This window comes from Flavobacterium sp. LB2P53 (assembly GCF_003970305.1).
GTDB lineage: Bacteria > Bacteroidota > Bacteroidia > Flavobacteriales > Flavobacteriaceae > Flavobacterium.
Genome location: NZ_RYDG01000011.1, coordinates 53,459 through 77,524, shown reverse-complemented (window position 1 = coordinate 77,524; position 24,066 = coordinate 53,459). Strand labels below are relative to the sequence as shown.

The 24,066-nt window shown below is 36.6% G+C and carries 19 protein-coding genes; 10 read left to right on the top strand and 9 right to left on the bottom strand.

Features of this window, described 5'->3' with window-relative positions:
- The first annotated feature begins 324 nt into the window (after window positions 1-324).
- Window positions 325-822, top strand: coding sequence for a regulatory protein RecX (locus EKL95_RS12965; RefSeq protein WP_126458127.1), 498 nt, complete (start codon window positions 325-327; stop codon window positions 820-822).
- Between the two features lie 298 nt (window positions 823-1,120).
- Here EKL95_RS12965 and EKL95_RS12960 read toward each other — a convergent pair whose 3' ends face one another.
- The 5 genes from EKL95_RS12960 to EKL95_RS12940 all read right to left on the bottom strand — a co-directional run bounded on the left by EKL95_RS12960 (window position 1,121) and on the right by EKL95_RS12940 (window position 7,379).
- Entirely contained in the window at window positions 1,121-2,275 is a 1,155-nt protein-coding gene (locus EKL95_RS12960) for a beta-ketoacyl synthase N-terminal-like domain-containing protein (RefSeq protein WP_126553041.1), read from the bottom strand.
- Window positions 2,276-2,402: 127 nt separating this feature from the next.
- Complete coding sequence (gene bioA, locus EKL95_RS12955; RefSeq protein WP_126564382.1) at window positions 2,403-3,674, bottom strand: adenosylmethionine--8-amino-7-oxononanoate transaminase; 1,272 nt, start codon at window positions 3,672-3,674, stop codon at window positions 2,403-2,405.
- 57 nt (window positions 3,675-3,731) lie between these two features.
- Window positions 3,732-4,349 carry a dethiobiotin synthase gene (gene bioD, locus EKL95_RS12950; protein ID WP_126458118.1) on the bottom strand — a complete coding sequence of 206 codons (618 nt, stop codon included), beginning with the start codon at window positions 4,347-4,349 and terminating at the stop codon, window positions 3,732-3,734.
- A gap of 565 nt (window positions 4,350-4,914) precedes the next feature.
- Entirely contained in the window at window positions 4,915-5,715 is an 801-nt protein-coding gene (locus EKL95_RS12945) for a TIGR00266 family protein (RefSeq protein ID WP_126553035.1), read from the bottom strand.
- 371 nt (window positions 5,716-6,086) lie between these two features.
- Window positions 6,087-7,379: an aminopeptidase P family protein gene (locus EKL95_RS12940; RefSeq protein WP_126553033.1), complete on the bottom strand. Its 1,293-nt coding sequence runs from the start codon at window positions 7,377-7,379 to the stop codon at window positions 6,087-6,089.
- Window positions 7,380-7,594: 215 nt separating this feature from the next.
- On the opposite strand from EKL95_RS12940, the gene EKL95_RS12935 reads away from it, so the two are divergent.
- Window positions 7,595-10,432: a glycosyl hydrolase gene (locus EKL95_RS12935; protein ID WP_126564381.1), complete on the top strand. Its 2,838-nt coding sequence runs from the start codon at window positions 7,595-7,597 to the stop codon at window positions 10,430-10,432.
- Window positions 10,433-10,505: 73 nt separating this feature from the next.
- Here the strand turns inward: EKL95_RS12935 and aceA are convergent, their stop codons facing one another.
- Together aceA and aceB are read right to left on the bottom strand one after the other, a co-directional pair.
- Window positions 10,506-11,786 (bottom strand): isocitrate lyase, encoded by a 1,281-nt coding sequence (aceA, locus tag EKL95_RS12930; RefSeq protein ID WP_126451992.1) that lies wholly within the window; start codon window positions 11,784-11,786, stop codon window positions 10,506-10,508.
- 62 nt (window positions 11,787-11,848) lie between these two features.
- On the bottom strand, window positions 11,849-13,450 hold the full coding sequence (gene aceB, locus EKL95_RS12925; RefSeq protein ID WP_126564380.1) for a malate synthase A: 1,602 nt from the start codon (window positions 13,448-13,450) through the stop codon (window positions 11,849-11,851).
- A 161-nt stretch (window positions 13,451-13,611) separates the two neighbouring features.
- Between aceB and EKL95_RS12920 the strand changes: the two genes are divergently transcribed.
- The 6 genes from EKL95_RS12920 (at window position 13,612) to EKL95_RS12895 (ending at window position 20,252) form a co-directional block, all read left to right on the top strand.
- On the top strand, window positions 13,612-15,093 hold the full coding sequence (locus EKL95_RS12920) for a helix-turn-helix domain-containing protein (RefSeq protein ID WP_126458099.1): 1,482 nt from the start codon (window positions 13,612-13,614) through the stop codon (window positions 15,091-15,093).
- 458 nt (window positions 15,094-15,551) lie between these two features.
- Window positions 15,552-15,779, top strand: a complete 228-nt coding sequence (locus EKL95_RS12915; protein ID WP_126564379.1) for a hypothetical protein — start codon at window positions 15,552-15,554, stop codon at window positions 15,777-15,779.
- Entirely contained in the window at window positions 15,779-16,012 is a 234-nt protein-coding gene (locus tag EKL95_RS12910; RefSeq protein WP_126564378.1) for a hypothetical protein, read from the top strand. Before EKL95_RS12915 ends, EKL95_RS12910 begins: the two co-directional genes overlap by 1 nt.
- Window positions 16,013-16,737: 725 nt before the next feature.
- Window positions 16,738-17,403: a succinate dehydrogenase cytochrome b subunit gene (locus EKL95_RS12905; RefSeq protein ID WP_126564377.1), complete on the top strand. Its 666-nt coding sequence runs from the start codon at window positions 16,738-16,740 to the stop codon at window positions 17,401-17,403.
- 13 nt (window positions 17,404-17,416) lie between these two features.
- The gene (locus EKL95_RS12900; protein WP_126458093.1) at window positions 17,417-19,417 is read left to right on the top strand and encodes a fumarate reductase/succinate dehydrogenase flavoprotein subunit; all 2,001 of its coding nucleotides are present in this window, start codon (window positions 17,417-17,419) and stop codon (window positions 19,415-19,417) included.
- 88 nt (window positions 19,418-19,505) lie between these two features.
- Window positions 19,506-20,252 carry a succinate dehydrogenase/fumarate reductase iron-sulfur subunit gene (locus EKL95_RS12895; protein WP_126458090.1) on the top strand — a complete coding sequence of 249 codons (747 nt, stop codon included), beginning with the start codon at window positions 19,506-19,508 and terminating at the stop codon, window positions 20,250-20,252.
- Window positions 20,253-20,362: 110 nt separating this feature from the next.
- Here the strand turns inward: EKL95_RS12895 and EKL95_RS12890 are convergent, their stop codons facing one another.
- The gene (locus EKL95_RS12890) at window positions 20,363-20,926 is read right to left on the bottom strand and encodes a hypothetical protein (protein WP_126458087.1); all 564 of its coding nucleotides are present in this window, start codon (window positions 20,924-20,926) and stop codon (window positions 20,363-20,365) included.
- A 74-nt stretch (window positions 20,927-21,000) separates the two neighbouring features.
- Here EKL95_RS12890 and EKL95_RS12885 point away from each other — a divergent pair, with 74 nt between their 5' ends.
- Window positions 21,001-21,771 (top strand): amidohydrolase, encoded by a 771-nt coding sequence (locus EKL95_RS12885; protein WP_126458084.1) that lies wholly within the window; start codon window positions 21,001-21,003, stop codon window positions 21,769-21,771.
- Between the two features lie 3 nt (window positions 21,772-21,774).
- Here EKL95_RS12885 and EKL95_RS12880 read toward each other — a convergent pair whose 3' ends face one another.
- Entirely contained in the window at window positions 21,775-23,427 is a 1,653-nt protein-coding gene (locus tag EKL95_RS12880; RefSeq protein WP_126564376.1) for an Ig-like domain-containing protein, read from the bottom strand.
- Window positions 23,428-23,645: 218 nt separating this feature from the next.
- Between EKL95_RS12880 and mce the strand changes: the two genes are divergently transcribed.
- Window positions 23,646-24,047 (top strand): methylmalonyl-CoA epimerase, encoded by a 402-nt coding sequence (gene mce / locus EKL95_RS12875; RefSeq protein WP_126458077.1) that lies wholly within the window; start codon window positions 23,646-23,648, stop codon window positions 24,045-24,047.
- Window positions 24,048-24,066 lie beyond the last annotated feature (19 nt).

Genomic DNA, 24,066 nt, shown 5'->3' with positions numbered 1-24,066 from the left:
ATCAACTATTCTGGTAATATCGTTCCGTATTTTAAATAAAACCTAATTTAATCGACCAAGCGCAAAATATTCTGTTTAAATACATGTTTTAACTATTAAAAATCTTCTACCATTTCTCTTAAAAAATCATTCACACCATCTTAACTGGCTTTATAACAGTCGCTTTGTTTCAAACCCTAAGCCTTTTTCCTAGCTAAAACAACAAAAAATAAATTCCTGTTTCCCGTCCTGCGACACTTTAAATTTAATATCTTATTTTTGAAACCCACAATGAGAATGCTTGAACCTATTTAAACCATAAAGAACAAGCGCAAAAACAAAAAAATGAATCCCATATATACCCTAAAAACAGCCATTCCTAAAATTGAACACTACTGTGCTTATCAGGAACGCTGTCACGAAGAAGTAATACAAAAGCTGTGGAGCATGAAAATGGACTCTGATGAAATCGATACGATTGTAGTGCATCTGATCAGTAGTAATTTCCTGAATGAAAGTCGTTTTGCCTGCAGTTTCGCCAGAGGAAAACACCGCATCAAGTTTTGGGGCAAAATCAGAATTATCAATGAATTAAAATTCCGAAAAATCACACAATACAATATCAATCTGGCACTCAAAGAAATTACGCATGAGGAATATACCGCAACCTTTGACGGCATTTCCCAAAAACAATGGGAGGCCATTCGGGAAGCAAACCGGTTGAAAAAACGAAAAAAATTTTGTGATTATTTGCTCCGAAAAGGCTACGAAAGTAATTTAGTCTACGAAAAAGCAAAAGAACTGGAAAGTTGGAACACGGATGACACGGATAAAACCGATTAACGCTGATTTTTTTTGTTTGCAAAAGAAAAAGCTACTCCAAAACAATTCATTTTAGCCCAAGATTCAGTTCTAAGTCACATTGAAAAAAAACCAAAACCGACAATGGAATTATTTGATTTCATTCAAATGGTATTCCACACAAAAATAAAAATCCGCTTAAATCTGCGGTATCTGCGTGCCATTAAACCTTGACCTTTATAAACAGATCGTACCAATTAACACTGATTACCAAAATTTGTGAAATTAGAGTAATTCGTAGCTACTTTTTTAAAAAGAACACCTCTTATAAATGGCATCCTTATACACTCAAAAGAACACTTACCGCGTTTCCTCCAAAACCAACGGCATTAATCAATACTTTCTTAATCGGTTTTGTTTGTGCTTGCGCTTTTGCAAAAGGGACTCCGATAAAACGATTGTGTTGCAGCATCAAAATAGCGAATTCCATACTCAAAATCCCTGATGCACCAAAGGTGTGACCAATTTTCCATTTATTGGTAGTGAGCAAAGGCAGGCTTTCACCAAAAACTTTCTGTATCGCTTTATATTCGGTCAAATCCCCTTTTACAGTTCCCGGAGCATGCATGACAATCACATCCACTTTGGACAAATCAGTATTTTGAAGTGCCATTTTCATAGATTTCTGGAAACAGGTCGCTTCTGCCGAAATAGAAATACTATGTTCCAGAATTTCTGTAGCGTATCCAATTCCTTCGATGTAGGCCAAGGCGTTTTCTTTTTCCCCAATTTCGAGACAACACACCCCAGCACCTTCACCCAGAATCATGGTGTTTTGCTTTTTTTCTAAATCAAGAGCCCGATTGGGATATTCTTCTGCGCGACTCGAATAAATTTTCAAGGCGCGCATTTGGGCAATCGTAAAATCAGTTAAAGGCGCTTCAGTTCCACCGACTAAAAACTTATCTGCCATTCCCGCTTTTAGCCACGCCACTCCGTTTAACACGGCATGCAACGCAGTAGAACACGTAATAGAATGTGAGATTTCAGGGCCAGAACTTTGCAAATCATGTGCCACCCAAGAGGAAATATTGCCCAAAGTGGTCGTTGGAGAAGCCAATGTTTGTGCTTTTCCTGTTTTTAAATACTCCTGATAATGCTTTTCGAATAAATCCGTGGCACCGCGAGATGAACCAATATTGATTCCAAAAACGTCATTTGAATTCCAGCCTGCATTTTGCATCGCTTGCCGCGAAGCCGCCATAGCGTACAAAACGGATTGGTCCAAGGATTTATATTTGTTATCTGACTGTTTCAACTTGCGAATTATTTCAGTAGAATCAGCATCAATTTTGGCTACAAATGTGTTTTTTTGATCCAAAAAATGTTCGGAAAAACAATGATTTTTATCGAGATATTTTTTCCAAATTTCCTCAGGTGCATTTCCTAATGGAGAAAGGGAAGCTATGGCAGTTATGGAGATTGTTGTTGACAAGTTATTTTATTTTTCGCAAAGGTCGCAAAGTTATTTACATTCTGCGTTCAATCTGCGGAAAAATAGCACACCAATGACACGGATCTGAACCGATAAAAACGGATTTTTCTAATCTGCAGCCAAAAAACTAGACTATTTCTAACGCTTTTTCGACCACTTCATACACTTTTTGTAATTGCTCATCGGTAATAACATAAGGCGGTAAGATATAAACGATATTACCAACAGGACGCAAAATCACTCCGTTTTCGATAAAAAAATCATAGAGTTTGTTCCGTAAACTTCCGTAATAACTGGCAGCACTTTCGGTTTTTATTTCTAAAGCAAAAATAACGCCCAGCACTCGGGTTGCAGTAACTTTTGGATGATTTTTGATGCGCTCCTGAAAGTTCAGATGCCTTTGATTGACCCGAATTAAATTCGCCTGCATTTCATTCGTTTGCAGCAATTCCAAACTGGCCAAAGCCGCTGCACAACCGGTAGGATTTGCTGTAAATGTATGCCCATGAAACAACGCTTTATTAATATCATCATCATAAAAAGCATCAAATAAATCCTGCGTAAAAGTCGTAATCGCCATCGGAATTGTTCCTCCGGTCAACGCTTTAGACAAACACATCATATCTGGTTTTTCTAATAAATAATCCGTTGCAAACGTTTTTCCCGTTTTTCCAAAGCCCGTCATCACTTCATCTGCAATGGTCATCACATTATTCTGCTGACAAATTCGCATCAGTTTATCTAACGATTCTGGTTCGTACATCACCATTCCTGCAGCTCCCTGAACCAATGGCTCAAAAATAAAACCCGCACAATTATTGTTTTTTATTACATGACGTAAAGCGTTGTAACTTTGCTCTTCCTGCCCTTTAACAGGAACCGGAATCCGAATCACTTCAATCAAAGAATCCTTAAATGCTTCCACAAAAAACGATATTCCACTTGCGGCCATAGCACCAAAAGTGTCTCCGTGAAACGCATTTTCAAAAGCAATTATCACCGTTCTCTTTTCTCCTTTATTGAAAAAATATTGTAGGGCAACTTTAATCGCAATTTCAACAGCCGTAGAACCATTATCGGAAAAGAATATTTTTTGTTGGTTTTTAGGTAAAATTTCCATTAGCTTCTCTGCTACCAAAATAGCTGGTTCGTGAGTGAATCCGCCAAATAATACGTGCTCTAATGTGGTGAGTTGTTTGTAAATCGCATCGGCTATAAATGTATTGGAATGTCCGTACGGATTGACCCACCAAGAGGCAATCGCATCAATATATTCTTTATTGTTTTCGTCCCAAAGCAAAGCGCCTTTCCCTTTTTTGATGGCAATTGGCAACCCTGCCGTTTTGTGTTGGGTATACGGATGCCATAGATATTGGCGGTCTCTTTCTGTTAAAGTCATTTTAAATAATATATTCCACAAAGATACACAGAGAAAGCAAAAAGTTTCACAAAGATTTTATAAACTCAATAGCTGCTCCCGAAATAAAGCTGCATATTCCTGGATGACATTTTGATCAAAATATGGTTCTTGTGCTATACGTCCAATGCATTTTACAATCGTTTTACTCAGAATTATTTCTTCAGTAGCCTTATTTTCATCGCCCGAAAAAATAATTCCGGCGATTTTAATTTTTCGGTTTTGCAAAGCTTCAATGGTCAATAACGTATGATTGATACTTCCCAGATAATGTCGGGAAACCACAATCACTTTGTAATCGGGCTGAATCAAATCTACAACACAATCCTTAGCGTTTAACGGCACAAAAACACCGCCTGCACCTTCAATAACCAAGTGGTTTTCTGTTTGAGGTTCACTAATTTTCTTTAAATCAATAACAACTCCATCTCGTTCTGCAGCAAAATGAGGACTTGCAGGCGTTTTTAAGGCATAACCGTTGGGATGAATTACCGTCATTTTATTGGACAAAAACGATTTAATCTTATGACTATCTGAGTTGTCTAAATCCCCCGCTTGAATGGGTTTCCAATAATCAGCTTCTAAAGCTTCTGTTACAATGGCTGACGCGATGGTTTTACCTACATCAGTACCAATTCCTGTGATGAATAGTTTCATAAATTTAGCCTGCGGACAATTCTGATTTTACAGATTATCTCTAATTTTATTTGTTATGTTTTTTATTGTTTGTATGTATAATACGTTTCAATTCTGGATTTTCCCCAAAGCACATTACCAATCCAAGATCAATCTCAGAAGTTTTTGAACATTTCATTCTTTGTATGTAATTCAAGCATTCCGTTTCGGAGTGTAAAACCCCTCATCGTTTTGTTCTCTAGAAAACCATGAGGCAAAATAATAGCGGTTCCTTTCCTGATATCGCAATAGGAGATGATGGTGTTTTTTAAAGAGAATTTGTTTCCCTTTTTTGGGTTTGTTTCGAACGACTGTAAAATTAGGACTTTAATTTTTTTTTAAACAGATGTGTCATATTATTTTTTAGAATTCTTGTATGGATTAGACTAAAAAATGTCAATAAAAATTAAAAAAAATATTTGAGCAGAATTAGTAAACAAAAAGTGTTTTTGTTTTGTCATTTCGACGAAGGAGAAATCACATTCTTGACTTTTATAATGAGACCCCTCCTTTGTCGGAATGACAATTGGACAAAATACTTTGTAAACTAAAATCGTTTATCACCATTGAGTAAACTGCCTAAACCGCCCAATAAACTGCCTTCGTCGCGACTGTTTCCGCCAGCTCTGGGAGCAGATGCGATGATTCTGTCGGCGAGTCGACTGAAAGGCAACGATTGCACGTAAACTGTTCCCGGACCGCGAAGCGTGGCGTAAAATAATCCTTCGCCACCAAAAATAGAATTCTTGATCCCGCCAATAAACTCAATATCGTAATCCACATCTTTGGTAAAACCTACGATGCAACCGGTATCGACTTTTAGGATTTCGCCTGTTGCTAATTCTTTTTTGGCTAATGTTCCGCCGGTATGCACAAACGCCAGACCGTCACCTTCTAATTTTTGCATGATAAAACCTTCGCCACCAAACAATCCGCGACCGAGTTTTTTAGAGAATTCGATTCCAACAGAAACACCTTTAGCGGCGCAGAGAAAGGCATCTTTCTGGCAAATGAATTTGCCGTCAAATTGCGTTAAGTCAATTGGGATTATTTTTCCGGGATACGGTGAGGCAAAGGAAACTTTGCTTTTGATAGTATTTTGATTGATGAACGCGGTCATAAAAAGACTTTCGCCGGTCAATACTCTTTTTCCGGCACTTAAAAGTTTGCCGAACAATCCGTTTTCTTGTCCGGAACCGTCTCCAAAAATAGTTTCCATTTGGATATTATTGTCCATCATCATAAAACTTCCGGCTTCGGCAATTACAATTTCCTGTGGGTCTAATTCTATTTCCACATATTGCATTTCCTCGCCGTAAATGTGGTAGTCTATTTCGTGTGCTTGCATGATTTCTGTACTTTAAGTTTTTGTTTAAAAGATTTTTACCATTAAGAAATTAAGTTTCATTTAGAATCAGAGCTTAATTTTTCTTAATTACTTAATGGTTTAAAATATTTTTTGTTTTTAAATAGGTCGGTAAGATGATTAAAAAGTTACAGCTTTACCATGGATTTTGGAATTGATGTTTTGGAATTGTAGATTTTCTCGTTGAAGTGCGCAAGGGATTACTTCACCGTACATTTATTTTTATAGGAGTTCAGTGAATTTCATTTGCAGCGAATAGCCCGACGCAGCCGGAGTTTACGGAGGCTGGGTAGCGCCCAAAAAAAATCGGTTCACATTGCTGTAAACCGATTTCCTTATACGTTTTTGAGGAATTAACTGTTCATTAATTCTTCAATTTCGTCTACTTCAATTGGGATGTTGCGCATCATGTTGAATGGTTCGCCGCTTTCCTGAACGATAATGTTATCCTCCAGACGGATTCCGAAACCTTCGGCAGGAATGTAGATTCCAGGCTCTACGGTAAAAACCATATTCGCTTGCATGGGTTCGGTGAGGATTCCATAATCGTGCGTGTCCAACCCCATGTGGTGTGATGTTCCGTGCATGAAATATTTTTTGTAAGCGGGCCATTCCGGTTTTTCGTTTTGCACATCGGCTGTGTCAATAAGACCCAAACCTAGCAATTCTGAAGTCATTAATTTCCCAACTTCGATATGGTATTGTTTCCAAAGTGTACCTGTTGTCAGCATTTTAGTCGCTTCATTTTTTACGCGTAAAACGGCATTATACACTTCTTTTTGTCTTTTGGTATACGTTCCTGAAACCGGAATGGTACGCGTCATGTCACTGGAATAATTGGCATATTCAGCCGCAACATCCAGCAAAATCAAATCACCAGCTTTGCATTGTTGATTGTTCTCTATGTAATGCAATACATTAGCATTATTTCCGGAAGCAATAATTGGCGTATAGGCAAAACCTCTGGAACGGTTGCGAATGAATTCGTGAATTAGCTCGGCTTCAATTTCGTATTCGGTTACATTTGGTTTCACGAAAGGCAATATTCTTCTAAAACCGAGTTCCGTAATAGTACATGCTTTTTGGATTAAATCCAATTCTTCGGTTTCTTTTACAGAACGAAGGCGTTGCAATATTGGGTTACTTTTTGCAACAGCATGTGCCGGATATTTGTCTTTCCACCATTTTACAAAACGGGCTTCACGAGTTTCGGTTTCTACAGTAGCGCGGTAATGCTCGTTGGTATTGATGTAAATCGTGTCAGCGTGCGTCATCATCTCAAATAAGACTTTTTCAAATTCCTGCAACCAATACACAGTTCTGATTCCTGTTACTTCAAAAGCACGCTCTTTAGTCAGTTTTTCGCCTTCCCAAATCGCAATGTGCTCACTGGTTTCTTTCAAGAATACCATTTCTCTTTGGTGCTCGTAAGGCGCATCCGGGAAAAGCAATAAAATACTTTCTTCCTGATCTACTCCGCTCAGATAAAAGATGTCGCGGTGTTGTGCAAATGGCAACGTACTATCTGCCGAAACGGGATAAATATCATTAGAATTAAAAATAGCAACGCTTTTTGGCTTCATCTGAGCCATGAACTTTGCTCTGTTTTTTATAAATAAATCACTGTCAATTTGATGGTATTTCATGTGTTGATTTTTATTGTTTTTTATGGATCATGTGTAGTTCACAGAGCGTTAGGATTCGTATTGATACCATTTCTGGCTACGCTCATTTTATAACAATTTGTTTATAATATTGAATAATCAAAAATACTAACTTTGAGAGAAACGGATGTTAATTACACGATAAAATTTTCAGATAACTATTTTTATGATTAATTTTCCAACTCAAATAAATTTACATGAAAAAAATAGTACTCTTTTCGGCTCTTATTGTACAAAGTATCTCTTGGGGACAAGTTTCTGCCGAAGCGATTCAGCAAGCATTGGAAGCCAAAAAAATAATGGAGAAACAATCGCTTTTTCAAAATGTTGCTTTCGAAAATGTGGGTCCAACGGTGATGAGCGGAAGAGTGGTAGATATAGATGTAAACCCCGAAAATCCAACCGAGTTTTATGTGGGCTATGCCTCAGGCGGACTTTGGTACACGAATAATAACGGAATGAGTTTTTCGCCTATTATGGATGCGGCGCCTACACAAAATGTGGGTGATATTGCGATAGACTGGAAACAAGGCACGATTTGGGTAGGAACTGGCGAAGTCAATTCGTCGCGATCGTCTTACGCCGGAATTGGAATTTTAAAATCCGAAGACAAAGGAAAGACTTGGCAAAATATGGGATTGCACGACAGTCATCACATCAGCAGAATTTTGATAAATCCATCAAATCCAGATGAAGTTGTTGTGGGTGCCGTGGGTCATTTGTACTCAAAAAATGAAGAAAGAGGAATTTACAAAACGACAAATGGTGGAAAAACGTGGAGTAAAACACTTTATATCAATGATGAAACGGGGATAATAGATGTGGCTGTTTCACCAAAAAATTTCAAGGTTCAATATGCGGCTTCTTGGAGTAAAGACAGAAAAGCGTGGGATTTTATAGGAAGCGGTGCTACTTCGGGAATTTATAAAAGTGAAGATGCGGGATTGACATGGAAACTTTTCACGAATGCTGAAAGCGGATTTCCGGTTGGAGAAGGCGTTGGAAGGATTGGTTTAGCGGTATATGACGATGAAAATGTGTATGCCATTTTGGACAACCAATTTAAAAGACCGTTACAATCCAAAAAAAGTAATTCGTTACCAATTGCATTTTCTGTTCCGGGAGACGAATTCTTAAAATTACCTAATAAAAGTCTGAATTCTATTTTAAAGAATTACGGATTGACAGAAAAATACAGAGCCGAAAATATCAAACACTGGGTTCAAAACGGCTATTTGCAACCTAACGAAGCTGCCAAAGTAGTTTTGGATGCAATAAATAGTTTAGCCGAGACAGAAGTTATTGGAGCCGAAGTTTACAAATCAAGTAACGGAGGAAAAAATTGGACGAAGACCCATCAAGATTTTATCGATGATTTCTTTTATTCATACGGGTATTATTTCAGTGTTATTTCAGTTGATCCTAACGATGTCAATAAAATTTATTTATCTGGTGTGCCCATTATAAAATCAAATGATGGCGGAAAAACATTCACCTCCATAAGCGAAGAGAATGTTCATGCGGATCATCATGTTGTTTGGGTGAACCCAAATAAATCTGGGCATTTAATCAATGGAAATGATGGCGGTCTAAATATTTCGTATGATGATGGAGCGCACTGGGTAAAAAGTAATTCGCATTCAGTAAGTCAGTTTTATTCAGTAAATGTGGATGAGCAAGAACCGTATAATATTTATGGTGGGATGCAGGATAATGGGGTTTGGGTTGGTCCAAGTGATTATAAATATTCCTCAGAATGGTACCAAACCGGAAAATATCCTTACGAAAATTTGATGGGTGGAGATGGAATGCAGACTCAAATTGACAAAAGGAATCCCAATATTGTTTTTACAGGGTTTCAATTTGGAAATTATTACAGAATTGATCGCACCACTAACAAGCGGGAGTATATTTCGCCAAAGCCAAAAAAGGACGAAAAGCCCTTTCGATTCAATTGGCAAACGCCTATTTTATTGTCTTCACACAACCAGGATATTTTATACATGGGATCTAATTTCTTGCATCGTTCGATGAATCAAGGGGAAACTTGGACGGCTATTTCGCCGGATTTAACGCGAGGAGCAAAAGAAGGAAATGTTGCTTTTGGAACAATTGCTGTTATCAGTGAAAGTACCTTGCAGTTTGGGTTACTCTACACAGGAAGTGATGATGGATTGATTCATGTTTCGAAAGACGGCGGTGCAACTTGGAACAAAATTTCGGGAAATTTATCGCAAAACAAATGGGTTTCAAGAGTCGTGGCTTCGGCACATAAGAAAGAAAGAGTGTATGCGACTTTGAACGGGTATCGAAATGATGATTTTACCAGTTATGTTTATATGTCAGATGATTTTGGTCAAACGTGGAAAAATATCGCCAATAATTTACCTGCAAGTCCAGTGAATGTAATTGTGGAGGATAATGTAAACGAGAATGTTATATATGTGGGAACGGATAACGGTTTGTATGTTTCATTAAATAAAGGAACATCTTGGGATGATTTTTCTAATGGAATTCCACACGTGGCCGTTCACGATTTAGTGATTCAAAAGAAAGCAAAAGATTTAGTGGTAGGAACTCACGGTCGTTCAATTTATAAAGTCAATTTGGATCAAGTGCAACAACTGAATGATAAAGTTGTAGCGGAAAATCTTCATGTTTTCGAACTTAAAAAGACAAAAAAAACAAAAGAATGGGGAAACAGCTGGAGTTCTTGGGCTAAGGCTTCAGAGCCAAAAGCGGAGATTTGGTTTTATTCGAATGGAGATGCAGAAGTGCTTTTGCAAATTGAGAACAGCTTGAAAGAAGTGGTTTATTCTCAGAAAGTAAAAGCTGTAAAAGGATTGAACAAACACGTATATGATCTTTCCATAACCAAAGCAATTGCTGATAATTGGAAAAATAAAGACAAAAAATTAAAAATGGAACCAGCTAAAAACGGCAACTATTACCTTCCGGTTTCAGTGAATAAAATAAGCATTCAAAAAGGAAAAGAGAAAGTGGTTACTGATCTGGAAATTATCGAATCAAAATAAACAGTCCTTTTATTTTAAAAACAAAAAACACGATTTCATCTGAAATCGTGTTTTTTTATAGTTGTTGTTCTGTTTAAAACTGTGCCGCTTCTGTAGAATCTTTCATTGCGGTTGTAGAAGATTTCCCGATTGTCACAGTATTTTGTACCGCATCAAAATAAGATGTTCCTACGAAACCTTGGTGTTTTACCGCTTTGAAACCGTGTTTTTGCAAAGCAAACTCTCTTTCCTGCAATTCAGAATATCCTGCCATTCCTCTTTCTTTATAGGCTTTAGACAATTCGAACATGCTGGTATTCAACGCATGGAATCCGGCTAAAGTGATGAATTGGAATTTGTATCCCATTGCTGCAAGATCTTCGCGGAATGTTTCCATTTCAGCCACGGATAATTTAGCAGCCCAGTTAAAAGAAGGCGAACAATTGTAAGCCAACATTTTTCCTGGGAATTTTGCGTGAATTCCTTCAGCAAATTTTCTAGCGTAATCCAGATCCGGATTGCTAGTTTCCATCCAAATTAAATCAGCGTAAGGCGCATAGCTCAATCCTCTGTCAATTCCTTGCTCCACACCACAATTTACATAGAAAAAGCCTTCTCCTGTTTTTTCGCCTGTGATGAATTTAGCATCTCTTGGGTCAATATCGCTAGTCAATAAGTTGGCTGCATCCGCATCGGTGCGTGCCACAACAATTGTTGGCGTTCCCATTACGTCAGCTGCTAAACGAGCCGCAATCAATTTGTTGATGGCTTCTTGCGTAGGAACCAATACTTTTCCACCCAAGTGACCGCATTTTTTAGCAGAACTCAATTGATCTTCAAAGTGAACTCCGGCTGCTCCCGCTTCAATCATCGCTTTCATTAATTCAAAAGCATTTAGGTTTCCACCAAAACCGGCTTCGGCGTCAGCCACAATAGGAACTAAATATTCTTTTTTGTCTGCAGTCCCGTTAACCACTTGTATTTGATCTGCTCTCAATAAAGCGTTATTGATACGTTTTACAACCAATGGAACACTGTTAGCAGGATATAAAGATTGGTCAGGATACATTTCGCCGGCTACGTTTGCATCAGCAGCAACTTGCCATCCGCTCAAATAAATGGCGTCTAATCCTGCTTCTACTTCTTGAATGGCTTGGTTTCCGGTAAGCGCGCCAAGTCCGGCTACAAAATCCTGAGCATTTAGTTTATTCCATAAAGTGTTCGCTCCAATTCTGGCTACGCTATGTTCTATTTGATACGAACCTTGCAATTTCACCACTTCTTCAGCAGTATATGGTCGCTCAATGCCATTCCATCTTGGGTTTGTAATCCAGTCGGTAACTAATTCTTGAATTCTTGTTTCTGTAGTTTTCATAGTGTTTATAAAGGTTTAATGGTGTTTAATAATTTTTTATTGAAATTGATTTTATTGAAATTTTAAATGTATTTGTATCCTGGAATAGTCAAAAACTCGATAAAATTGTCGTTCACGACCAGAATATCTAATAATTGTTCTGCCAATCTGTATTTTTGTTTTTCGTGATTCTCATCTCCAACGAGCTTTCTTATTTTTTCAAATTCTTCCATAGCCAGTCGGTGATAGTATTTTTCAGTCAGGACTTTTTGATTATCTAAAACCACTTTGTTTTGCAGCCATTGCCACAATTGTGATCTTGAAATCTCAGCAGTAGCAGCATCTTCCATTAAATTGTGCAAGGCCGCGGCGCCTTGTCCGTTGAGCCATGAAGCAATATATAAAACCGAAATACTGATGTTTTTTCGAACACCTTGCTCGGTAATGGTTCCTTTTGGCGTTTCCAGTAAATCACTTTCGGTAACGTATACGTCTTCTCTTTTTACCTGAATTTGGTTTTGGTTTGGCATGTATTTGTCGAATACCGTCATGGCAAGCGGAACCAAATCTGGATGTGCAACCCAAGTGCCGTCATGACCATTTTTTACTTCCCGTTCTTTGTCCGCAATTACTTTATCGAAAGCAATTTTATTGGCTTCTTCGTTGTTTTTTATCGGAATTTGTGCCGCCATTCCGCCTATTGCGTGAATATTTCGTTTGTGGCATCTTTGTATAACCAATTGGGAATACGCACTCATGAATGGGGCAGTCATAGTCACCTGATCTCTATTTGGAACAAGAAAAGCTGGATTTTTTCTTAGTTTTTTGATGTATGAAAAAATGTAATCCCATCGACCGCAATTAAGGCCTACAATATGCTCTTTCAGTTCAAAAATGATTTCATCCAATTGAAAACTGGCCGTAATGGTCTCTATCAAAACTGTAGCTTTGAATGTTCCGTTATTTACACCCAAATATTCCTGCGTGAATTCGAAAACCTCATTCCACCATCGCGCTTCCAGATAATGTTCCAGTTTTGGAATGTAAAAATAGGGCGCCGTTCCATCCTCAATAAGTTGTTTGTAATTATGGAAAGCATACAAACCAAAGTCAATTAGCGATCCCGAAGTTTGTTCTCCATCAATCAAAATATTTTTTTCCGCCAAATGTAATCCTCGTGGTCTGACAAGCAGAACAGCAGTTTTGTCGTTCAGGCTGTATTTTTTATTTTTTATCTTGTCTTCAAGAGTGATGGTTTTATTCACCGCGTCTTTCAGGTTTTGCTGTCCTGACATTAGGTTGCTCCACGTAGGCGAAGTACTATCTTCAAAATCAGCCATGAAGGTTTTTGCTCCGGAATTCAAGGCATTGATCACCATTTTTCTGTCGACCGGTCCTGTTATTTCGACTCTTCGGTCTAATAAATCCTTGGGTGTTTGCGCCGCTTTCCAATTGCTTTCTCGGATGCTTTTTGTTTCAGCAGGAAAAGTGGGCAAGACCCCCTGATCAAATAAATCCTGTTGTTTTTTTCGTTCTTCTAAAAGGTCGAGTCTTTTTTTGTTGAAATTTTCATGAAGTAAAGACAAAAAAGTCATGGCTTCATCAGTTAAGATTTCCGGGTACTGATCGGTGGTTTCTTCTGAAAAATTTAACAAATTTTTCGAATATACTTCTTTAAAATTCATTTTTTAACACATTTAAATTGATACTATTAAACTTTTGCTGATAATTATTAATTATTCAACACTGCAATACTACAAAAAGTTTTTTACAAAACAAGCGAACGTACGCTAAAAATTAAAAATATTTTTTTTGGCGTAAATATTTTTTACATTATCTTTGAAATATGAATATAGAAAAGGATTATATCAAGTTAATTTTTGGACTTAAACTCAAGCAGGCTCGCACCAATAAAAAACTGTCTTTATTTGGTTTGGCAAAAATCACGGACCTTTCAAAATCGTACTTGAACGAAATTGAAAAAGGGAAAAAGTATCCTAAAACGGATAAAATTATTCTGTTAGCCGAAAAACTCGATATTTCCTATGACAATATGGTTTCCTTGAAACTGGATAATAATCTGGCACCCATTGGAGAAATCCTAAAATCTGGCATTCTGAAAGAGATCCCGTTGGATATTTTTGGGATTCAGGAAAATGATCTTATCGACATTATTGCTAACGCTCCTGCAAAAGTCAATGCGTTTATCAGTACGATTATTGAGATTGCGCAACATTATAATTTAACCAGAGAGAGTTTCTTCTTGGCTTCATTGCGTTCGTATCAGGAAGCGCACACCAATTATTTTGAAGATTTAGAGCTGAAGGTTTTGCAGTTTTCCAAAGCGTTTTACGTAAATATTGACACTAAAATTTCGATTGAAGAACTCACAGCAATATTAATGGAGGAATACGGATATACGATAAAAGAACTTGTTTTTTCGGAACAAGAACAATTGGGGGATTTGAGATCGATTTTTGTGCCAAAAAGCAAGACTTTGTTACTTTCATTAGATATTGACGAACCTCAAAAAGCATTTATTCTGGCCAAAGAAATTGCGTATAATTATCTCGCAATCACCGATAGACTGTATACGTTCAGTTGGATTAAATTTGATAATTTCGACCAAGTTCTGAATAATTTTTATGCTTCATACTTTGCGGGAGCATTGCTTATTCCACGACAGAAACTGATAGACGAACTGAATTTATTTTTGTCCAAAACAGATCCGAAACCTCAGGAAATGATTGCTTTGATGAGCGGGTTTAATGTTTCTCCGGAATCATTCTACCAAAGATTGACCAATATTTTGCCAAAAGATTTTCAGTTAAAAAATCTTTTTTTCCTGCGATTGTCCCATCAAAAAGGAACGGACACCTATCAGATAAAGAAAGAATTACACATCACCAATCAGCAGGAGCCGCATGCGAATGAAATGAATGAGCATTACTGCCGAAGATGGGTTTCGATACGCACAATTGAGGAGTCTTTGAAGCAAAATAAAAACCACTTTTTTGATGCACAAATCTCCAGTTATGAAAACAGTAAAAATGAATATCTTGTTTTTTCATCCGCAACACCGGATCCGTTCAAGGTAGATTGTATCCGCAGTATTTCAGTAGGGATTTTAATTACTCCGGCCGTGAAGAAAAAATTTAAGTTTATGGAAAACGACTCCATTAAAAAACAAATTGTTGGGGTTACCTGTGAGACCTGTGCGGTAAAAAATTGTTTGGAACGTGCTTCTCCACCAATTCAGTTAGAGCAAAAAATGCGAAACGAGAATACGGAAGCGATTGTTCAAAAATATATGGCGAAATTCAATTGACTTTAAAACTCTTGTTATTTAATTGTAAATAAAGCGGTTACGGTTAGTTTGTATTTAAATAATTTTTATCTTCGTAAGAATTAACCTTAAGTATATTAACTTGATAAAAAAAGTAATGCCATTTAATTTTGTTCTTCTAACAATTTCTATACTGCTTTTTGGATCTTGTGCTGACGATTCTGAAATCTCCGCGGATTCTGCTAAATCTATTGATCGTAACGAGTACATTAAACATGAAAAAAAATAGAAAATCCTTATTCTGTAAATAATTATCAGTAGAGCATTATCTAATAACAAACCTATAGATCGAGTGAGTGGCTATACGTTACCGCAATTAGAGCAAGCACCAGTGGGAGCAAGATCGTGATGGGAATGGCGCGATAATATCAAAAACAAATACGATAATCCAACTGAGATTTTTGCAGAAGAATTATTTAATAATTGGCAAGACTAAAAATATGAAGAATATACTATTTTTATTGCTCATACTGCTTTTTAGTAGCTGTACAGAACAAGGAGGAGATAGAAACCATAATTATACTATTATAAATAATTCAAGTGTTGAGATAGAAATCATTCCTTATTATAATGGTGTGAAAAATATATCCAATAAAGTAATTCTAAATAACGCTGATAAAATCAACAAAACTTTCACGGATACTCCACCCTACGGGCCGGATTTTTAATGCAATACATACCTTTCTTGGGTTCTTCGGTTCAAAATAATTTAACACATATTGAGATTACTTTTAACAACACGAAAAAGGTAATTTATCAAGAATGTACTGCAACAAATCAATGTTTTAATCAAGCTAGAAACATTTTTAATCCAATGTTTAGAGATGAACGCACCGAAGTTTACACCATTACTCCGGAAGATTATCAAAACGCGCAAGACTGCGGTGGGAATTGTAATTAAGTACTATGGAAAATAAATGAGGCTTAGTATTTTGTATAGACTAAGTCTTTGTTGAAATAAAGGCTGTCTCCATTACGAAGACAGCCTTTATTTTATGTTACACAGTAGTAAGATCCTGCAATACTTAATGAAATATATAAAGTGTTAGCACAATAACCCATTTTATAAGACGACTAGGCTCGATTTGACAATGGCGTTAATGTCGATATTGTTGTGTTTTTTATAGAAGTTAAAATGAAATTTCAGGATTCATTTTAAGGAGTAGAATATACTTAGAAACAGATTTCGCCATTTCATTGGTGCAGTCCATATTTTTAGGCCCGTGTATTTTTAGAACATCAAAAGAGATGATGTTAGTTTAGTTTTTTTGCTTATAAAAGTAAATTTAGGAGTTTGACGACAATTTTTTTAAAGTTGTTAAAATTGTATTTAGTGACTTTTTAAGAATTTGAAAAATAAACCATGCAAAAATTATTGATATGATACGTTTAATGTGAATATTTTAAGGATTATTGTTTTCATTTGCAATCGTTAAATTTTAAAATATATTGTTTTTGTTGTGCTAAATGACAGATTTACAATGTATTAAGTGCCGGGTTTAAGTAAATTATTAACTTCGGGGCTTTAGCACTTTAAAATGATTATAAATTATAACGAAAAGGTTGTAGTTCACTACTAATTGCTCTATTTTTGTGTGATTCTTAAATTAATTCATTCAAATTCCTATGGCAAAATCTGCATTATTAAAGTCATCGATAGCAAAAAAAGTCGCTATGGCGCTTTCTGGACTTTTCTTAATTTTATTTTTAGCACAACATTTTTTTATAAACAGCACCTCCGTTTTTAGTCCTGACACTTTCAACTCCATTTCGCATTTTATGGGAAATAATCCGTTGGTTCAGTTTGTAATCCAACCCATTCTTATTTTAGGTGTTGTATTTCACTTTGTAATGGGTATCGTTTTGGAAATCAAAAATAACAGTGCCAGACCAATTTCTTACGTTAAGAACAACGGCGCGGCTAATTCCTCTTGGGCTTCAAGAAATATGATTGTTAGTGGTTTAGTAGTTCTTGCTTTTATACTACTACATTTTTACGATTTCTGGGTTCCTGAAATGGTGTATAAATATGTAGCGGTTAATCCGCTTGACGAAACCAGATATTTCGCTGAGTTGACGCATAAATTTGAAAGTGGTATTCGTACGGCAATTTATTGCGTTTCGTTTCTTTTGTTATCGTTACACTTGTGGCATGGTTTCAATTCCTCCTTTCAATCTGTAGGTTTTAATAATAAATATTCAAAATCGTTGCATACATTAGGATATGCTTTTGCAATTGTAGTTCCTTTTGGCTTCATTTTTATTGCATTATTTCATCATTTCAATCATTAATATTCAATTATAAATGGCATTAGATTCAAAAATTCCTACAGGTCCAATTGCGGACAAATGGACAAATTATAAAGATCATATTAATTTAGTAAACCCTGCTAACAAACGTAATTTAGATATAATTATAGTGGGTACAGGTCTTGCTGGAGGTTCTGCTGCTGCAACATTAGCAGAATTAGGATATAACGTAAAAGCATTTTGTTTTCAAGATTCACCCCGTCGTGCGCACTCCATTGCTGCACAAGGAGGAATCAACGCTGCAAAAAATTATAAAGGAGACGGTGACTCAGTTCACAGATTGTTTTACGACACTGTAAAAGGCGGAGATTATCGTGCTCGTGAGGCTAACGTACACCGTTTGGCAGAAGTTTCCGGTAATATTATTGATCAATGTGTGGCACAAGGTGTTCCTTTGGCTCGTGAATATGGAGGGTTATTAGATAACCGTTCTTTTGGCGGAACTTTGGTTTCTCGTACTTTTTACGCACAAGGACAAACAGGGCAACAATTGCTTTTGGGTGCTTACTCAGCAATGAATCGCCAGATAGGTCGTGGTAAAGTAAAAATGCACAACCGTCATGAAATGCTGGATTTAGTAATCGTAAACGGAAAAGCAAGAGGAATTATCGCTCGTAACTTAGTTACCGGTGAAATAGAAAGACACTCTGCTCATGCTGTTGTTATTGCTTCTGGAGGCTACGGAAACGTTTTCTTCTTGTCAACTAATGCAATGGGAAGTAACGCTACTGCTGCCTGGAAAATCCACAAAAAAGGAGCTTTCTTCGCTAATCCTTGTTACACACAAATTCACCCTACTTGTATTCCTGTTTCAGGAGACCACCAGTCAAAATTGACATTAATGTCAGAATCATTGCGAAATGATGGACGTATTTGGGTTCCTGCAAAATTAGAAGATGCGCAAGCGATTCGAGAAGGAAAGAAAAAAGCAACCGATTTATCAGAAGATGAAAGAGATTATTTCTTAGAAAGAAGGTATCCTGCCTTTGGTAACTTAGTGCCTCGTGATGTAGCTTCCCGTGCTGCCAAAGAAAGATGTGATGCAGGTTTTGGAGTAAACAAAACAGGTGAAGCAGTTTATTTGGATTTTGCGGCAGCTATTCAACGGTACGGAAATGAACAAGCGTATGTGAAAGGATTGGATACTAATGATACTAAATTAGTAACTAAATTAGGTACTGAACTTGTAAAAAGTAAATACGGGAACTTGTTCCAAATGTATTATAAAATTGTAGATGAAGATCCTTATACTGCTCCAATGATGATTTACCCTGCGGTACATTATACAATGGGAGGTACTTGGGTTGATTATAACTTGCAAACTACTATTCCGGGTTGTTTTTCCATTGGGGAATCGAACTTCTCAGATCATGGAGCTAACAGACTTGGAGCTTCGGCTTTGATGCAAGGTTTAGCAGATGGGTATTTCGTATTGCCATATACTATTGGAGATTATTTAGCTCCAGACATTAAAATGGGTGCCATATCTACAGATTTACCTGAATTTGTTGCTGCTGAAAAAGCGGTAAAAGACCAAATCGAAAGATTCATGAACAATAAAGGAACACATTCTGTTGACTATTTTCATAAGAAATTAGGGAAAATTATGTGGGACAAAGTGGGAATGGCTCGTAATGAAAAAGGATTAAACGAAGCAATTGTAGAAATTGCTGCTTTGCGTGAAGAGTTTTACAAAGAAGTAAAAGTTCCCGGAGATGCGAATGGTTTGAATCAAGAATTGGAGAAAGCAACTCGTGTTGCCGATTTCCTTGAATTGGGGGAATTATTTGCTAAAGATGCATTACACCGTAATGAATCTTGCGGAGGACATTTCCGTGAAGAATACCAAACTGAAGAAGGAGAAGCACAACGTGACGATGAGAATTTTGCTTACGTAGCAGCATGGGAATACACTGGGAAACCAAGCGAAGCAATTTTACATAAAGAGCCGTTGGTATTTGATAACGTGAAATTAGTTCAAAGAAGTTATAAATAATTTAGTCTAATGTCTAACGTCTTAAAGTCAAGTGACTCCATGTCAATCGACTTTCGACTTTCGACTCTATGACTTTCAAACTAAAAATATGAAACTTACATTAAAAATATGGCGTCAGAAAAATGCCGCTGCAGAAGGTAAAATAGTTGAGTATCCTATAGATCATATTGAGCCAGACATGTCATTTCTTGAAATGCTTGACATTTTGAATGACGAATTGATCATGAAAGGGGATGAACCAGTTGCATTTGATCACGATTGTCGCGAAGGAATTTGCGGAATGTGTTCTTTGTATATCAATGGGGAAGCGCACGGACCAGACCGTGGCGTTACCACTTGTCAATTGCACATGAGAATGTTCAAGGATGGTGACACCATTTTTATTGAGCCGTTTAGAGCTAAAGCTTTTCCTGTAATAAGGGATTTAGTGGTCGATAGAAGTTCTTTTGACAGGATTCAACATGCGGGAGGATTTATATCCGTAAACACCTCAGGAAATACTATCGATGCTAATACGATCCCTATTAATAAGGAAGATGCAGATAATGCTTTTGATGCGGCTACTTGTATTGGTTGTGGAGCTTGTGTGGCGAGTTGTAAAAACTCATCGGCGATGCTTTTTGTCGCTGCAAAAGTATCTCAATATGCGTTGTTGCCACAAGGAAGAATTGAAGCTACTGACCGTGTATTGAATATGGTGAGCCAAATGGATGCGGAAGGTTTTGGGAACTGTACCAATACTGGAGCTTGTGAAGTAGAATGTCCAAAAGGAATTTCTCTTGAAAATATTGCCAGAATGAATAGAGAATATTTATCGGCCAGTTTAAAAGGGTAAACATTTAGTCCTAAAGGTCAAACTCAAAGGACAAGGATTGCATAATAATTTAAAACGCATTCAATGTCAAAGTTGAATGCGTTTTTTTATGTAAAATAATCTATTATACACTAATCTTTCCATCCCCAAGGTGCAGCAGGCGTACCTACTGTTTTTGTCAAATCAAATTTCACGGTAAACAGTCGGTCAGAACCGATGCGCCTTAGGTTGTACGTGAAAGAAGTTTCGTCAAGAGTAATCCACCAAACATTTGCAGCAGCATTTGGAATCAAATCACAGGTTTCCTCATCTGCCGGAAAAAACTGAAGCGTTGCTGACCCCGCATTAGTGGTTGTCCCTCCATATTGTGTCACCTTATCCTCCGAGCCATCTTCGTGGCGGTGGTCGTGTTTCAACTGGATGCGATCATTTTCATAAGCAAGTACCCATGTTCTTGATTTGTCGTCTCCTACAAAAAACGGAATCCGAATCGTTTTTTCATCGCAGTTGCGGACATGCATCACCAGTTTTTTATCCCGAAAAGTATCATTGGTTGCACCCTCTGTGACTGTTCCTTCAAAGGATTTCCCACATTGTTTTTGTAGGTTTTCCCAAAATTGTTTCGCTCCCGATTTTTCCTGTCCAAAAATAAAAACAGAAAAGAGAAAAGAGTATACAAGAAATATCTTTTTCATAAAGTCATTTTTTAGCTAATATAATGAACTTATGGTGTTGTGATATTTCTTATTTTTATAAAAAATAAAGTAAAATGAAAATTATCCTAATTCAAGCTCCTTTAGTTTGGGAAAACCCAAAAGCCAACCGAAACTATTTCGAAGAAAAAATCAGTGCACTTACTGAAAAGGTAGATTTGATTGTGCTTCCTGAAATGTTCACAACGGGCTTTACGATGAATCCAAAGGATGTTGCAGAAACAATGCAAGGCGAAACCATTGTATGGTTACAATCATTGGCAAAAGCTACAAACAGTGCTATAACAGGAAGTTTAGTTATTAAGGAAAATGGAAATTTTTACAACAGAATGGTGTTTGTATTTCCTTCTGGAACAATTCAGTGCTATGATAAAAAACACTTGTTTACTTTAGCTGGCGAAGATAAAGTATATACTAGTGGCACCCAAAAAACGATTGTAAATTATTTAGATTGGAAAATTTGCCTTCAAATATGTTACGATTTGAGATTTCCTGTATTTTCCAGAAATTCAGAGGATTATGACTTGGTGATTTATGTTGCAAGCTGGCCAAAAATTAGAACAAATGCTTGGGATGCTTTATTGAAAGCACGAGCGATAGAAAACATGTGCTATGCTATTGGTGTCAATAGAATCGGTATTGACGCAAATGGTTATGAATACATAGGTCACTCACAAGCAGTCGATTTTCTGGGGAATTACATTCAAGAACCAATAGAAACAGAAGGTTTGTTTTTAGTAGAATTAGACCCAGAAAAAATGCTGGAAACCCGACAAAAATTGGGTTTTTTGAATGATAGAGATTCTTTTGAAATAGAAAACAGGTAACATTTATTTCTTCTTGTCGGTTTTCTTTTTAGGTTCCGGAATGTAGGGAAGACTTAAATCAAATGCCTGGTTGACGTCCCAATTTGCCCGAACAGGAATTTCTTTGGAAAAGTAAATCACTTCCTCGGCTTGACGTTTTTCTAAATAATTACCGGAATCCCATTCCTTGTTTTTATTGGCATCATAAATAATTCGGAGCGTGTACAGCTCGGGGTCAATTAAATTAAAATTTATTGTGGTGTTTTCCTCGGTATATTCAGTAGCTAAAACGTCCCCTTTTGCATTCGTGAGTTCAACAATGACGGGAAATTGTTTTGCTTTTTGCAACTGCACGGTCAGATTCCCATAATCAGCAGTGCTTTGAGTGTTTAATTTATACGTTAAAGTATCGTTTGTTTGTTCGAAAAAATCAGTTAACGCTCCAGGTAAAATTTCAAATGTATAATTTTCGGAAGGTTCTTTTATGAAATCAAAAAATAGCTTTTGATTGAATTCGTCGTATTTAGTGGTAAACGGCACTGCATCTTTTGCGTTATTGGTTAGGTTTATTTTCGAATTTTCGAAACGGGTTAAAGGAGTATTACTTTCTAATGTAAATTGCTCTCTAAATTTTAAGGTTCCGTTTTGCAGAGCTATGACGTTTAAAGTATCTTTTTTCTGATCTTTTATTTTAAAGTTGAATTTCGATTCATATTGACCTTTGGCTACAGCCAAATTTAGTGAATCAGCTTTAATGGGCTTGTACCAGATTTGAAGGGAATCTTTTTTTGGAAATTTAGTAATGACAGTAGGCAGAAGATCGTTGTTGTTTTTTAAAATTATTTTGGGCCTGTCATCAGCAGAATTTATTAGTCCCTCATACCCTACTAACAAACGGTTTCCTGAGGCTTGACTAGGCTTAAATGTTTTGAAAGGAAGTGTTTCCTTAAATAATTCTAACTCATAAATAGTGTCATTTGGAATCGTAATAAAGTCTTTGCTAAATCCAATTTTATCTGTTTTTGGGTTGTATTTATTGTTGCTGTTGTAGTCTTTCATGGCTACAAGAAGATATTTCCCTGCTTTTAAATTCTCTAAACGAAACGTCTTCAAGCTGTCCAATGTGTTGGTTACATATCTTGGGGTTTCGGTATAAACAACGGAGTCCTTGAAACTGTCATTGACTTCGTAAAGCATAACTGATACGAATGATTCCACTTCTTTTTCATACGCACTTTTCAGAGTACCGCCAAGGCTTAAAGAGTCAATATAATCGCCGGTAGAAAACACATATTTGAATTGATTTAACGGATTCCCTTCATTATTATCAGCAATACTTTGTCCAAAATTAAAGCTGTACGTGGTGTTGGGTTGTAGTGTATCTTTAATTTTTATGGTGATCGTTTTGCTTGCCGTTGTGGGTAAAACCAATGGATCGTTCTTCATTGGTGGCGAAATAATCAATTGTTTGTTCAGGTTTTTTATTTTAATATTTTCGTCAAATACCAACTTAATCTCATCTCCTTTGAAGTTTGTGTTGAAGTTTTCCGGGAAACTCATTTTCAAAACAGGCGCAATAGTATCTTTTAATCCCCCGGTGATAGAGCCTCTTTTGGCACAACCAGCTACAATAAAAAGCAATAATAAGAAGGCGTATTTTAAATTGTTTTTCAACATATCAAATCATAATTAGAATTTACAAAATAACAATTATAATTCATGTGATTGCTATTTTTTATAAAATTATTATGCGTAATAAATTCAACTTGCCTTTTGTGGGGACCTTGTTTTTTCTTTTTAATGTTTAATTTTACACTGAAAAATAATTGTAGTTATAATTCGCAGTGGTAGTAGAGTTTTTCAACTAAAGTAGCGTTGCGCTCAAAACATAAATAATGAGGAAAATAGAACACATTGGGATTGCAGTTAAGAATTTAGAAGTTTCTAATAAAGTTTTTGAAAAGCTTTTTGGAGCTCCGGCCTACAAATTCGAGGCGGTAGAAAGTGAAGGAGTAACAACTTCTTTTTTTATGAATGGGCCTAATAAAATTGAGCTTTTAGCAGCTACCAATCCAGAAAGTCCTATTGCTAAGTTTCTTGAAAAAAAGGGAGAAGGCATACACCACATTGCCTTTGACGTAGAAGATATAGTTTTAGAAATTGCGCGTTTAAAAAAAGAAGGTTTTATTGTATTAAATGAAATTCCTAAAAAAGGGGCTGATAACAAGCTAGTTGTCTTTTTGCATCCAAAAAGTACGAATGGCGTTTTGATTGAGTTGTGTCAGGAAATAAAATAAGTGTTTTCAGGATAATTCA

What these genes read in the sequence shown, in the direction of transcription:
- EKL95_RS12965 (WP_126458127.1), top strand. Translation starts at nt 325, where the DNA reads ATGAATCCCATATATACCCTAAAAACAGCCATTCCTAAAATTGAACAC.
- bioA (WP_126564382.1), bottom strand. Translation starts at nt 3,674, where the DNA reads ATGACTTTAACAGAAAGAGACCGCCAATATCTATGGCATCCGTATACC.
- bioD (WP_126458118.1), bottom strand. Translation starts at nt 4,349, where the DNA reads ATGAAACTATTCATCACAGGAATTGGTACTGATGTAGGTAAAACCATC.
- EKL95_RS12945 (WP_126553035.1), bottom strand. Translation starts at nt 5,715, where the DNA reads ATGCAAGCACACGAAATAGACTACCACATTTACGGCGAGGAAATGCAA.
- EKL95_RS12940 (WP_126553033.1), bottom strand. Translation starts at nt 7,379, where the DNA reads ATGAAATACCATCAAATTGACAGTGATTTATTTATAAAAAACAGAGCA.
- EKL95_RS12935 (WP_126564381.1), top strand. Translation starts at nt 7,595, where the DNA reads ATGAAAAAAATAGTACTCTTTTCGGCTCTTATTGTACAAAGTATCTCT.
- aceA (WP_126451992.1), bottom strand. Translation starts at nt 11,786, where the DNA reads ATGAAAACTACAGAAACAAGAATTCAAGAATTAGTTACCGACTGGATT.
- aceB (WP_126564380.1), bottom strand. Translation starts at nt 13,450, where the DNA reads ATGAATTTTAAAGAAGTATATTCGAAAAATTTGTTAAATTTTTCAGAA.
- EKL95_RS12920 (WP_126458099.1), top strand. Translation starts at nt 13,612, where the DNA reads ATGAATATAGAAAAGGATTATATCAAGTTAATTTTTGGACTTAAACTC.
- EKL95_RS12915 (WP_126564379.1), top strand. Translation starts at nt 15,552, where the DNA reads ATGAAGAATATACTATTTTTATTGCTCATACTGCTTTTTAGTAGCTGT.
- EKL95_RS12910 (WP_126564378.1), top strand. Translation starts at nt 15,779, where the DNA reads ATGCAATACATACCTTTCTTGGGTTCTTCGGTTCAAAATAATTTAACA.
- EKL95_RS12905 (WP_126564377.1), top strand. Translation starts at nt 16,738, where the DNA reads ATGGCAAAATCTGCATTATTAAAGTCATCGATAGCAAAAAAAGTCGCT.
- EKL95_RS12900 (WP_126458093.1), top strand. Translation starts at nt 17,417, where the DNA reads ATGGCATTAGATTCAAAAATTCCTACAGGTCCAATTGCGGACAAATGG.
- EKL95_RS12895 (WP_126458090.1), top strand. Translation starts at nt 19,506, where the DNA reads ATGAAACTTACATTAAAAATATGGCGTCAGAAAAATGCCGCTGCAGAA.
- EKL95_RS12890 (WP_126458087.1), bottom strand. Translation starts at nt 20,926, where the DNA reads ATGAAAAAGATATTTCTTGTATACTCTTTTCTCTTTTCTGTTTTTATT.
- EKL95_RS12885 (WP_126458084.1), top strand. Translation starts at nt 21,001, where the DNA reads ATGAAAATTATCCTAATTCAAGCTCCTTTAGTTTGGGAAAACCCAAAA.
- EKL95_RS12880 (WP_126564376.1), bottom strand. Translation starts at nt 23,427, where the DNA reads ATGTTGAAAAACAATTTAAAATACGCCTTCTTATTATTGCTTTTTATT.
- mce (WP_126458077.1), top strand. Translation starts at nt 23,646, where the DNA reads ATGAGGAAAATAGAACACATTGGGATTGCAGTTAAGAATTTAGAAGTT.